Genomic DNA, 11,966 nt, shown 5'->3' with positions numbered 1-11,966 from the left:
AGCGGCCAGCACGGGCAGGATTTTGATCGCCCAACGGTGCACGGTGGCTTGATCAACGACGACTCCGCGTTCGGCCATGATCTCCTCAATGTGGCGCAAGCTCAGTGGGTAAGCCGCGCACCAGCGCACACAGGTCAGCATGATTTCCAGCGGATAGTGCGCCCGCTTGATTACCTTGCGCAACGCCTTGATCATCGCTCTCATCCTGTTGTCAGTCTCGCCTCAGCTTAGCTGCAGCGGCTTACTGCGACAGAACCCTGCCAAGCGATCGAGGCGTGCTGAAATCGGAAATCTTGTTCAACCCGCCAACTGGGCTGCCGCCTTCCGGATGGCTTCCGCGAAAGCCAGGGACGTCGCACCGGGCTTCTTGCCTCGACGCGACACCAGGTACAGCTCGAGATGCGCCACCGGTTCGCGCAACATGTTCACTACCAGCCCCTGGCGCAAGCACTCCTCTAACGCAAAGGAAGGAATCACCGCTTGCCCGTGACCTGCCCGCACCATCGCAATGATGGTGCCGATTAGGTTGAAACGAAGTCGCTCCCCTGAGGAACGACCGATGCCAGCCAGGTGCTTTTCGATGACCGCCTGGATCGGATTGTCGAACGGCAAGCTCACCAATTGCACCGTTGCCAGTTTGTTCCATGGCTGGCTCGACTGAAGGCCCTGCCTATCGCCAGCGGGTGGGCTGATGCTCATCAGCCGGAACTTGCAAAGGGGCTGTCGTACAAGACCCACCGCCGGCTTGACGAAGAAGCCGAACCCGATGTCCGCCTCATCCTCCAGCACGCTTCGCCGCACCTGACTGACATCGAGGTCTGCGATGCTTACCCGCACCTGCGGATGAACACGGGCGAAGTCGCGGATGACCGATGGCAGGAGACTGGCCGAAACCATCGGCGTGGCCGCGATCCGCAGCTGCTGGCGCACCGCATCCTGGGTGCCCTCGATCACCGACTCCAGCCCTCGCAACTCCTGCACGATGCGCTGGGCCACCGGCTCCAGCCGTTGGCCTGCTTCCGTTAACGTGACCGCGCGGGTGGTCCGGTGAAAAAGGCGCGCACCGACCTGGTCTTCCAGTTCCTTCACGAGCATGCTCATGCCGGAGGGCGAGAGATGAATCTGTTCCGCAGCCCGGGCAAAGCTCTGCAACCGGCTGATTTCAAGGAAGGCAAGCAGCTGCCGAGTACTCAGATTCAACAGCTTTCTTGACGAATTCATCAGCATGTTCCGTTTGATTCAATGGGAGCGAGTCGCTCTAATTGTCGACTCACAGACATCGGAGACAAAAAAATGAAGGAATCCATGACAGCGGCACGCCTGAACTCGCGGCGCAGCATCCTGTTGGGAAGTCTGGGCGTGATGGCAGCACCCTTCGGCTGGGCCCAAGGCGCCACGGACGCACCCCTGCGCTTGATCGTTCCATTCACACCCGGCACCGGCATCGACCTGATCGCCCGGCAGGTCGGCCCTGGACTCACCGCGCAGCTCAAGCGCCCGTACTTCGTCGACAACCGGCCGGGCGCGGCCGGCAACATCGGCACGCAGGAAGCGGTGCGCGCCGCGCCGGACGGCAGCACGCTGCTGGTCAGCGTGAATACGCTGGTGATGAACTCGGCGCTCTATCCCAAGCTGCCCTTCAATCCGCTGACGGACCTGGCGCCTGTCACTCTGACAAGCTGGGGCCAGCTCATCCTGGTGGCGAGTACGCAATCCGGCATCGGCTCGTTGCAGGTTTTGCTGAAGACCGCCAAAGACAAGCCGGGCAAGCTCAACTACGGCTCACCGGGCACGGGCACCCCGCACCACCTCGCGATGGAGTTGTTGAAGAACCGCGCTAAAGTTTCTCTCACGCACATCAGTTACCGCGGCACAGCACCGGCCCTGACGGACCTGCTGGGCGGACAGATCGATGTCATGTTCCTTCCCATCCATGTGGCGCTTCAGCATGTCAAGGCGGGCAAGCTGAAAGCCCTGGGCATCAGTTCCGACAAACCCAATGCGCTGCTGCCGGACGTGCCCTCCCTGCAGACCCTCAATGTCGGCAACCTGAACGTCGACATGTGGTATGGCGTGCTGGCCCCTGCCGGCACACCGCGCCCCGTGGTCGACCGGTTGAACAAGGCGCTTGGCACGGTCCTCGCGCAGGCCGATGTGGCGAAAGCGTTCGAGGCACAAGGCATGACGCCGGCGCACAGCACGCCCGAAGAATTCGGCCGTCTCATGGCAGCAGATTCCAAGCGCTGGGCTGACCTGATCAAGGCCCAGGGCATCACGGCGGAATGACGAACCCGATGACAACGAACAAGATGGATGCGCCGGCGCCCGGCGAGGTCGAACAGACGGAAGTGGTCATCGTCGGCGGTGGTCCAGTCGGCATGGGGTTGGCCATCGAGTTGGGCCAGCGAGGTGTGCGAACCGTCATTGTCGAACGCTACCCGCAACCGCAGCCGATCCCGAAGGGACAGAACCTTACGCAACGCACGATGGAGCACTTCCATTTCTGGGGTGCCGAAAAGCAGTTACGCGCGGCGCGCACCATCCCCCCCGAATACGGCATCGGTGGCTTGACCGCCTATGGCACGCTGCTCGGACCTCACACTTACGACTGGCTGCAGCGCGAACTGGTCAAGCCGTACTACTACACCACGAATGAGCGCCTCCCCCAGTACGCGACCGAAGCGGTGCTGCGCCAGCGCGTCGCCGAATTGCCGTCCGTGACGACGCTCTATGGCTGGGAGGTCCAAGCTGAACCAGAGGCCGAAGCGCCAACCGTCTCGCAAAACGATGACGGCGTCTCGGTTACCGTCCGGGAGCGCCACAGCGGCGTGCAGCGCGTGGTGCAAGCGGCCTACGCGGTCGGCTGCGACGGCAGCCGCTCACCCGTTCGCGAGCAATCGGGCATCACCCAAACACGGACGGACCACGACCGCATGATGGTGCTGCTCGTGTTCCGCTCGCACGAGCTGCACCGGCTGCTGGAACGGTACCCAGGCAAGTCCTACTACAACGTCCTTCAACCGGAACTGCAGGGCTACTGGAAGTTCTTTGGTCGGGTCGATCTGGGCTCCACATGGTTCTTTCACGCGCCGGTGCCACCGGGAACGACCAAAGACAACTTCGATTTCCACAGCTACCTGCAAGAGGCGGTGGGTGCACCCTTCGACATCGAATTCGAGCACATCGGCTTCTGGGATCTGCGCTTCATGATTGCGGACGCGTACCGCGAAGGGCGCGTCTTCGTCGCCGGAGATGCGGCACACAGTCATCCGCCCTATGGCGGGTACGGTGTGAATACTGGACTGGAGGACGCACGCAACTTGGGCTGGAAGCTGGCGGCCACGCTGCAGGGCTGGGGTGGACCCACCCTGCTCGATTCGTACGATGCCGAGCGCCGGCCCGTGTTCGCCTCGACCATGCGCGACTTCATTGCCAAGTCGATCGAGTCTGACCGCGAGTTCCTTGATGCCCACGATCCTGCTCGAGACGAGTCAGCGTTCGAAAGTGCCTGGCGGGCGCGCGCCAAGGGCGCGGTTGGCGAAGTGCATTCTTTCGAGCCGAATTACGAGGGCTCGCCGGTGGTGTCACAGCCTGCGCAGTCGGATCTGGTTTGTAGCGCTGTAGGCTCGCACCGCTTCGAAGCCCGTCCAGGCCACCACCTTGCCCCTGCATCGCTGCCGTCGGGACTTAACGCCTATGAAGCGCTCGAGGTTGGTTATACCTTGTTCGCCTTTGGCGCCAGAGAGGATGCCATCCGTGAATTCGTCGACGCTGCGGCCACGTTGGAAGTTCCCCTTGCAGTAGTGCAGGATGCCTGCACGGGCGAAGTTGAACGCTATCGGGCACGTCTTATCCTGGTCCGCCCAGACCAATTTGTGTGTTGGGCGGGTGAAGACATCGCCCATCAGGAGGGACAGGCTCTGCACATCCTGTCCGTCGCAAAAGGATAGCCTGCCTCGGACCTCGCATCATTTCGTTTGAACAATTGAAGTGCTCTGATACGGAGCTCAGTCGGGTTGGGGGGCTGCACAAGCCAGGCGATATCGCGGGTAAAGAACGCACAAGAGGTGCAGCCTGATGGCATTGGCCCGAATAACTTGAAAGAGGTCAACCTCGGCCACCTAACGTGCGCATGGATAACGCTGCATTTCTCCTAATCGGTAGTCGACATTTGCCCACCTTGAGAAATTCGCTTGGTGGGTTACTTGATCGTTGGATCAACATTGGTCTTTTCCCGCGCCTGCTAGCGCGTCGACAACCTCCAATCTCGAGACCATGCAGGACGCCGCGAACGCGTGACAGACAACCTCAAGGACAACACCGCGCCGTGGGGTAAGAAGCAGGGTGCGGCGTAAAAAGATAGGGACTTGCTTAAGCCGTGGCGTCTTTGCGCCATGGCAACATGCAGGATTTGAGTCCGGTGCAGATGCGACGCTTGGTCTGCCAACGCCCATCCGTGCAATCAGGCTATTTAGAGAGATGCTTTCAATGCGATCAAGGCGATGACAAAGCCCAACCTCATCTTCATCCTGGCCGATGACCTCGGTTACGCCGACTTGGGCTGTACCGGTGCGCGCAATGCGGCCAGCCAACCCGTCGACGTGTCGCCCAATCTCGACCGCCTCGCGTGTGAAGGCATGCGCTTCACGCGCGGATATTCCAACTCGGCCGTGTGTTCGCCGACGCGCTTCGCGCTCATCACGGGCCGCTGGCAATACCGGCTGCGCGGCGCGGCTGAGGAGCCGCTCGCCGGTAACGCGCGTGGCGACAAAGTGCTTGGTGTTTCGCCGTCGCACCCGACGCTGCCCTCGTTGCTGCGCGATGCCGGCTATGCCACGGCGCTGGTCGGCAAATGGCACCTGGGCTATCCGCCGCACTTCGGCCCGCGCATGTCGGGCTACCAGCACTACTACGGCTTTCATTCGGGCGGCGCCGACTACTTCGCACACTGCGATCCGCGCGGTGTACCCGACCTCTGGGAAAACGAAACGCCGATCGAGGAAGACGGCTACCTCACCGACTTGCTGAGCCGCCGCGCTGTGCAGTTCATCGCGCAACAACCGTCGGACCAGCCCTTCTTGCTGAGCCTGCACTACAGCGCACCACACTGGCCCTGGCTCACACGCGACGACCGTGCGGAATCCGAGCGCATTGGCGGCTTTGGCAAGCACACCGACGGCGGCTCGCTCGCGACCTACCAACGCATGATCCATCACATGGACGAAGGCATCGGCTGGGTCCTGGAAGCGCTCGAAGCCCGCGGCATGACGGACAACACGTTGATCGTCTTCACCAGCGACAACGGCGGCGAGCGCTTCTCGAATAACTGGCCTTTTGTCGGCCAGAAGATGGACCTGCTCGAAGGCGGCATTCGCGTACCGTTGGTAGCCCGCTGGCCGGCGCGCATCGCGGCCGGAACCGTTTCCCACACACCCAATCTCACGATGGACTGGACGGCGACGATGCTCGACGCCGCCGGCGTGGCGCCGCATGCCGACTACCCGCTCGATGGCCACAGCCTGTTGCCGGTGTTCGATGGCGTCGCGGAACAAACGAACCGCGCCGAAGGCCCTGTCGATCGCGACCTCTGCTGGCGCATGACCCATCGCGGCCAGCGCGCACTGATTCGTGGCGACTGGAAGTACCTGCAGATGGACGGCATCGAGTACTTGTTCAACCTCGCAGATGACGCCCGCGAGCGCGCCAACCTGCGTGATCGCGAGCCTGCGCGCCTGGCTGAACTGCGCGCGGCATGGACCGCATGGGACGCCACGCTGCCGCCCTTGCCCGAAGACGCACGTGTGTCGCTGGTCTTCACGTCGGAAGACTTGCCTCAAGCCACTTTCTAACGACGGTTGCGCAGGCGTATGTCGACATGATCCCGGGGCTGTCCACGAAACAGTGCTTGGCAATGGACTGCTTTGTGCGGCTTAGGCAGCGGCGGCATGCACTTTGCTGATCGGCACCTCGCCAGTCGCAAACTTCCATTGGGTCGTTTCCACTCAGGCGAGAGACCGCTGGCCTGAAAGCATCACAGCCAGAGTGCCTGCCGCGCTCGCGACTCTTCTCTACAAGCCGAACACGCGCCGCGCGTTGCCTGACCGCAGCGCGTCGCATTGGTCTTGCGGCAGTGCCGCGGTGTTGGCGAATGAGCCTTTGGTGTCGTGCACCCAATGCGGCCAGTCGGTGCCGAACATCACGTGGTCGGCACCGACCACCGAAATGAGATAGCGCAGCGCACCCGCGTCATAGGTGATGCAGTCGTAGTAGATGTGGCGAAGGTAGTCTGTCGGCTTGCGCTTCATCTGTCGCCGGACCGCGAGTTCGACCTCGTCGCCCTTCTCGAAGCGCCCAACGAGGTAGGGCAGGGTGCCGCCGCCATGCGACGCGATCATCTTCAGGTTCGGATAGCGATCGAAGAAGCCTTCGAAAATCATCCGCGCGAAGGCCAACGTGGTGTCGAACATGAAGCCGACCGACCAACTGAGGTCGAACTTGGTCATGTCCATCAGGTCGACGCCCGGCGGATCGGTCGGATGCACCAGCACCGGCAGGCCGCGCCGATCGATCTCGGCCCAGATGGGCGCGAACAGCGGATCGGTGAGGCTGCGTCCGGCGATGTTGGCAAGCACCATCACCCCCGCGGCGCCGTTGGCACAAGTGCGCTCGAGCTCTTCGAGCGCGCGCTGCGGATACTCCCAGGGCAGCGAGGTGAACCAGCGGATGCGATCGGGGTAGGTCGTCTGAGCCTGCGCCATGTTGTCGTTCGACTCGCGGGCGGCGCGGCAGCTCACGTCTTCGTTGCCCCAGTACACATTGGGGCAGGTTAGCGAGACGATCGAAATGTCGATGCCAGCGGCGTCCATGTGCTTGATGCGCAGGTCGTAGTCGAAGTGGCCGAGCTGCGGCAGCACGACCGGCGTGTCACCCCGAAAAATCTCCTTCTGGCCGTCGGGGCGGGTCTTTATGTTGTACATGCCGCCCTCGGTCTTCAGAAGTTCGAGCCACTTCGTGGTGAACATGTGGGTATGGACGTCGATCACGGTCATGGCGAGGGTCTCCTGTTGTGGGTAATGGGGAACGGAAGCAGTGTTAGTGCGGCAGCACCTGGCCTAAGAAGGTTTTGAGGCGCGCGCTTTGCGGCCGCTCGAAGAACTCCTCGGGCGCCGCTGTCTCGATGATCTGCCCTTGGTCCATGAAGATCACGCGGTCGGCGACGCGGCGCGCGAAGCCCATTTCGTGCGTGACGATCATCATGGTCATGCCCTCGCCGGCCAGTACCTCCATGGTCTGCAGGACTTCGTTGACCATCTCGGGATCCAGCGAGGCTGTGGGCTCGTCGAACAGCACGACCTGAGGCTGGGTGCACAGCGTGCGCGCGATCGCGACGCGCTGCTGCTGGCCGCCCGAGAGCTGGGCCGGATGCTTGTGAGCATGGCCCAGAAGGCCGACCCGTTCGAGGTAGTGCAACGCGCGGTCGTTGGCCTCGCGCCGGCTCACGCCATGACCCCAGACCGGTCCAACGGTGAGGTTCTGCAGCGCGGTCATGTGGGGGAACAGGTTGAACTGCTGGAACACCATGCCGACGCGCCGGTTCAGCGTGAGCCGGGCCGCATGCGTGATTGCATCGACGCCGACATCGACGCCGCAGACATGCAGGCTGCCTTCCTGAAACGCTTCGAGCAGATTCACGGTGCGCACCAGCGTGGACTTGCCCGAGCCCGAAGGTCCGCAGATCACGATGCGGTCGCCGGCCGTCACCTGCAGGTCGATATCTCTCAGCGCATGGTATTCGTCGTACCACTTGTTGATGCCGTCCATGCGCACCATCACGGCTTTTTCATCGGGTGTGTTGGTCATTGCGGGCTCTATAGGATCAGCCTGTGACTTCTAGCCGGCGGCTGTAGTGCGAGAGGCCAAAGCAAACCCCGAAGTAGGCCAGCGCTAGGAAGACGTGGCCCGACGTCAGGATGTTCGAATCGCCAGACCAGTCGGGCGATTTGGCGCCGTTCTCCACGGCGCCTAGGAAGTCGTTGAGGCCGATCACCGAGAGCAGTGTGGTCTCTTTGATCACCGCAATCATGATGTTCACGAGCGCGGGCACCACGGCACGAACGGCTTGGGGCAGCACGACGAGGGCCAGTGTCGCGAAGCGGCCAAGTCCCACGGTGGTGGCGGCCTCGAGCTGGCCTCGGCCTATCAATTGCAAACCGCCGCGAAACACCTCGGCGGCCATTGCCGCGTTGAACAATGCAAAGGCTACCAGCGCGCGCGTGAACAGGTCTACGTTCCAGCCTTTGGGCAAGAACATCGGCAGCAGAGTGGCTGCGATGAACAACACCACAAGCAGTGGCACCGAACGCATGCCCTCGACAAGGCCCGTGCAGAGCCAGCGCAGCACCGGCAAACGCGAGCGCCGGCCCAATGCCAGCGCCAGCCCGAGCGGCAGCGCGGTGGCGAAGGTGGCAAGAGTGGCTACCAGCGTCAACAGCAATCCGCCCCATCGGGTCGGCGGCACGAACGGCAGCAGGCCGCCGCCGATCAGCAGCAGGAAGAACGCCAGCGGCATCAGCACGAAACCGAGCAGCACGTGCCGCGGATCGGCCTCGCGCGAGCGCCTCACGACCCACATCCAGAACAGCACGAACACCACGAAGCAGGTGGCGGCGCGCCACAGTTGGTCCGACGGAAAATCGCCGACCAGCCACGGCTTCCAGCGTGCGATGACAAAGGCCCAGCAGGCGCCTTGAGTGTCGGTGCAGGCCTGGCTCGAGGTGCCAATCCAGTGCGCGTCGAGCACGGCCCACTGAAAGAAGCGCCAACCCAGCGGGAGAGTGCCGGCGAGCACGAGCAGCAGCAGCACACCCATCGCGCGGCTCGAGAACCAGGCGTGCCGCCATCGGGTGAATGCCGACATGCCCGGCACGGGCGCGATGCGCGCCTCGATCAGCGTCGTGGGCATGAACCGGGCCATCGGTGTTGCTGCGGGGAGCGGCGCTTCGCTCATGTCACCGCCGCCCGGCCCGAAACAGGCGGCGATTCACGAGATTCACCGCGAGCGCGATCACCAGGTTGATGGCCGCGTACAGGAGCACGACCAGCGCCATCGCCTCAAGCGCCTGGCCGGTCTGGCTCAGCACGGTGCCGCCGACGATTTGCATGATGTCCGGGTAGCCGATCGCCGCGGCCAGCGAAGAAGCCTTGGCCAGAGTCTGGTACTGGCCCGCTGCGGGTGGCAGGGCCAGCCGCATGGCTTGCGGCAGCGTGACCAGGAACGCCGCGCGCACGCCGGTCAGGCCTACGGTGGCGGCAGCCTCGGTTTGGCCGCGCGGCACCGACAGGATGCCGGCGCGGAAGATCTCGGCAAGGAAGGCGCTGTTGTAGATCGACAGGCCGAGCGTCAATGCGATGAGCTCGGGAAGCAGCGCGAAGCCGCCACCGACGTTGAAGCCCTCGACGGTAGGGCGATCGAGGCCGAACTGGACGTGTATGACGATCAGCGGCGCGAGGCACAGCGCCAACATCACTGCGCTGAAGAACACCAGAACGAGTGGGCCGAAGCGCAGCCGGACCGCCCGCACCAGCGCGATGGACAGAAGAACGAACGCTAACAGCGCAGCCATCAGCGCCCACAAGGCCGTCGACGTCAGCAGCAGGCGTGGCAGGAACAGCCCGCGGTTATTCAGCAAGACCGCGCCGAGTTCGTAACTGTCTGCGACGCCGGGCAACAGCGCCAATGCAGAGAAATACCAAAAGAAGATCTGCAGCAGCATCGGGATGTTGCGAAACACCTCGACGTAGAGAGACGAGGCGCCGCGGATCAGCGGGTGCGTGCTCAGGCGACCAAAGGCCACGCACAGCGCAACCAGCGTCCCGAGCCCGCTCGCAAGCACGACCACCAGCAGCGAGTTGAGCGTGGCCACGACGATCGCGTCCCTGTAGCTCGATGCCGGACCGAAGGAAATCATCGATTGCGCGATCTCGAAACCGGCCTCGTTGCGCAGGAAGCCGAACCCTATCGATACGCCGAGTGCGCGCGCGTTACCGATGAAGTTGGCGATGCCGTGCCAGGCCAGCCAAGCGATAGCGACCAGCAGCACCATCTGGCCGACGAGGCCCGGCAGGCGCTCCATTGAGAACGCGCGACCAAAAGCGCCAGGCAGCGCGCGAGGCGACTTCGCATGCGGGCGTGCCGTCATGCGCAATTCAAGGCTGCTGTCACCGCTTCGGCGGCCAAGTTGCGGTCGGTCAGCGGACGGGAATCGACATCATCAGGCCGCCGTTGGCGACCAGCGCATTGCGTCCCCGATCGAGCCGTAGCGGCGTCTTTGGCCCGACGTTGCGGTCCCAGATCTCGCCATAGTTGCCCACTGCCTTGATCGCCTGATAGGCCCAATCGTTGGCCAGTCCCATCTTGCTGCCGAAGTCGCCGGTTGCGCCGAGCAGCCGTTGCGCATCGGGACTCTGCGCGCTGCGCTGCGCGTCAACGTTGGCCTGGGTGATGCCCTGTTCTTCGGCAGCCACCAGTGCGTTGAGCGTGAAGCGCACCACAGCTTCCCAGCGCGGCTGGCCTTGCGCGACAATCGGGCCTATGGGCTCGTTGGACACGGTCTCGGCCAGGACCTTGAACTCCTCGCGATTGGGCAGCGCCGCCAGCCGGGCTGCCAGTCCAGAACGATCGTTGATGGCGGCGTCGCACCGCTTGCCCACGAAGGCATCCCAAGCCTGCTCCTGCGAAGCGAAAGTGACGATCTTGTACTTGAGATTGTGGGCGCGGAAGTAGTCGGCCACGATCAACTCCGAGGTGCTGCCCTGGGCAGTACAAATCGTCGCGTTGTTGAGATCGGCGAGCTTGCTGGCTTTTGACTTGATAGTTACCGCGAAGCCCTGCCCATCAAAGAACATGACCTTGGCGAACTTCATTCCGCTGACGTCGCGGCTCTGCGTCCAGGTGAAGCGGTGCGTCAGTACGTCGACCGCACCGGTGGGGAGGCCGGCGAAGGCAGTCTTGAGGTCCATGGGAACGAGTTGGACCTTGCTGGCGTCACCGAGCGCTGCAGCGGCGATGGCTTTGCACATGTCGATGTCGAAGCCCTGACGCTTGCCGGTGTTGTCCTCAGCCGAGAACCCGGGCGCGGCGAGGGTCACGCCGCACTTGACCACGCCGTGCGCCTTGACGTCGTCCAAGACATCGGCCCGCGCGGCTCCGCCCAGCGCTGCGAACGCCAACCCCACAAAAAGGTATCGGCCCGAATGGGATCGTTGAGCGCTCATTATTTTGTCTCCGTCTCGTCTTGCAAGAATGGAAAAAACCTCTCGGCTAGCTTGATCAAACCTGAATTTGAAAGCTGCTCTTGCGTGGCGGCGGCAGTGTATCAGCACCGTTCTTTTGCATCTTGCCAAGGCCAGCGCGCCTTGAGTTCGAGGATCTGGCCGAGCAGGGTCAGCGAGATGATGACGGCCGCCGCTTCGAAGTAGACGGCGACGCGGCCCATCGACACGAAGGCCGCTGGAAACACGCCCGGTGCCACTGTGGCTACGACGCTGTAGACGAAGGCGGCCTAAGTGCCGAGGCCGATCAGCGTCCACATGTTGGGACTGCGGTTGACGACGGACTGCACCGCGCGCACGAAGATCGGCCAGCCGGCCCACAGCACGATCGGCATGCTAAGTGCGAATTCGATCCAGCTTTGCGTGGCCATCTCGAACGGTTCTGTTGCAGTAAGCCGGCGCAGCTAAGCTGAGGCGAGACTGACAACAGGATGAAGGCGATGATCAAGGCGTTGCGCAAGGTAATCAAGCGGGCGCACTATCCGCTGGAAGTCATGCTGACCTGTGTGCGCTGGTACGCGGCTTACCCGCTGAGCTTGCGCCACATTGAGGAGATCATGGCCGAACGCGGAGTCGTCGTTGATCACGCCACCGTTCACCGCTGGGCGATCAAAATCCTGCCCGTGCTGGCCGCC

At 63.0% G+C, this 11,966-nt stretch carries 9 protein-coding genes and 3 pseudogenes; 4 read left to right on the top strand and 8 right to left on the bottom strand.

Translation table 11 applies throughout. The features are described from left to right. Both QN413_RS26125 and QN413_RS26120 read right to left on the bottom strand, forming a co-directional pair. Positions 1-195: pseudogene (locus tag QN413_RS26125) on the bottom strand (IS6 family transposase); the annotation flags it as partial. A gap of 102 nt (positions 196-297) precedes the next feature. Further along, entirely contained in the window at positions 298-1,227 is a 930-nt protein-coding gene (locus tag QN413_RS26120) for a LysR family transcriptional regulator (protein WP_323499504.1), read from the bottom strand. 66 nt (positions 1,228-1,293) lie between these two features. Between QN413_RS26120 and QN413_RS26115 the strand changes: the two genes are divergently transcribed. The 3 genes from QN413_RS26115 (at position 1,294) to QN413_RS26105 (ending at position 5,849) form a co-directional block, all read left to right on the top strand. Continuing rightward, on the top strand, positions 1,294-2,286 hold the full coding sequence (locus QN413_RS26115) for a Bug family tripartite tricarboxylate transporter substrate binding protein (RefSeq protein ID WP_416352251.1): 993 nt from the start codon (positions 1,294-1,296) through the stop codon (positions 2,284-2,286). An 8-nt stretch (positions 2,287-2,294) separates the two neighbouring features. Further along, positions 2,295-3,950, top strand: a complete 1,656-nt coding sequence (locus QN413_RS26110; RefSeq protein WP_323499503.1) for an FAD-dependent monooxygenase — start codon at positions 2,295-2,297, stop codon at positions 3,948-3,950. 552 nt (positions 3,951-4,502) lie between these two features. Beyond that, positions 4,503-5,849 (top strand): sulfatase, encoded by a 1,347-nt coding sequence (locus tag QN413_RS26105; protein ID WP_323499502.1) that lies wholly within the window; start codon positions 4,503-4,505, stop codon positions 5,847-5,849. A 219-nt stretch (positions 5,850-6,068) separates the two neighbouring features. Here the strand turns inward: QN413_RS26105 and QN413_RS26100 are convergent, their stop codons facing one another. The 6 genes and pseudogenes from QN413_RS26100 to QN413_RS26075 form a co-directional block, all read right to left on the bottom strand. Beyond that, a complete protein-coding gene (locus QN413_RS26100; RefSeq protein ID WP_323499501.1) occupies positions 6,069-7,049 on the bottom strand; it encodes an amidohydrolase family protein in 981 nt (326 codons plus the stop codon). Between the two features lie 43 nt (positions 7,050-7,092). Further along, a complete protein-coding gene (locus tag QN413_RS26095; protein WP_323499500.1) occupies positions 7,093-7,860 on the bottom strand; it encodes an amino acid ABC transporter ATP-binding protein in 768 nt (255 codons plus the stop codon). A 16-nt stretch (positions 7,861-7,876) separates the two neighbouring features. Continuing rightward, positions 7,877-9,007, bottom strand: coding sequence for an amino acid ABC transporter permease (locus QN413_RS26090; RefSeq protein WP_323499499.1), 1,131 nt, complete (start codon positions 9,005-9,007; stop codon positions 7,877-7,879). 1 nt (position 9,008) lies between these two features. After that, positions 9,009-10,199 (bottom strand): ABC transporter permease subunit, encoded by a 1,191-nt coding sequence (locus QN413_RS26085; RefSeq protein WP_323499498.1) that lies wholly within the window; start codon positions 10,197-10,199, stop codon positions 9,009-9,011. A gap of 49 nt (positions 10,200-10,248) precedes the next feature. Continuing rightward, on the bottom strand, positions 10,249-11,274 hold the full coding sequence (locus QN413_RS26080) for an amino acid ABC transporter substrate-binding protein (protein WP_323499497.1): 1,026 nt from the start codon (positions 11,272-11,274) through the stop codon (positions 10,249-10,251). Between the two features lie 134 nt (positions 11,275-11,408). After that, positions 11,409-11,702, bottom strand: a pseudogene (locus QN413_RS26075) (copper-transporting ATPase); the annotation flags it as partial. A 60-nt stretch (positions 11,703-11,762) separates the two neighbouring features. Between QN413_RS26075 and QN413_RS26070 the strand changes: the two are divergent. Continuing rightward, positions 11,763-11,966, top strand: a pseudogene (locus QN413_RS26070) (IS6 family transposase); the annotation flags it as partial.

The organism is Variovorax sp. LG9.2 (genome assembly GCF_035018885.1).
Taxonomy (GTDB): domain Bacteria; phylum Pseudomonadota; class Gammaproteobacteria; order Burkholderiales; family Burkholderiaceae_C; genus Variovorax.
The sequence above is the reverse complement of the archived record's forward strand: the minus strand, read 5'-3'. Positions and strand labels throughout refer to the sequence as shown.

Coding starts and splice junctions, on each gene's coding strand:
- QN413_RS26120 (WP_323499504.1), bottom strand. CDS start 1,227: ATGCTGATGAATTCGTCAAGAAAGCTGTTGAATCTGAGTACTCGGCAG.
- QN413_RS26080 (WP_323499497.1), bottom strand. CDS start 11,274: ATGAGCGCTCAACGATCCCATTCGGGCCGATACCTTTTTGTGGGGTTG.
- QN413_RS26105 (WP_323499502.1), top strand. CDS start 4,503: ATGACAAAGCCCAACCTCATCTTCATCCTGGCCGATGACCTCGGTTAC.
- QN413_RS26090 (WP_323499499.1), bottom strand. CDS start 9,007: ATGAGCGAAGCGCCGCTCCCCGCAGCAACACCGATGGCCCGGTTCATG.
- QN413_RS26100 (WP_323499501.1), bottom strand. CDS start 7,049: ATGACCGTGATCGACGTCCATACCCACATGTTCACCACGAAGTGGCTC.
- QN413_RS26095 (WP_323499500.1), bottom strand. CDS start 7,860: ATGACCAACACACCCGATGAAAAAGCCGTGATGGTGCGCATGGACGGC.
- QN413_RS26085 (WP_323499498.1), bottom strand. CDS start 10,199: ATGACGGCACGCCCGCATGCGAAGTCGCCTCGCGCGCTGCCTGGCGCT.
- QN413_RS26115 (WP_416352251.1), top strand. CDS start 1,294: ATGAAGGAATCCATGACAGCGGCACGCCTGAACTCGCGGCGCAGCATC.
- QN413_RS26110 (WP_323499503.1), top strand. CDS start 2,295: ATGACAACGAACAAGATGGATGCGCCGGCGCCCGGCGAGGTCGAACAG.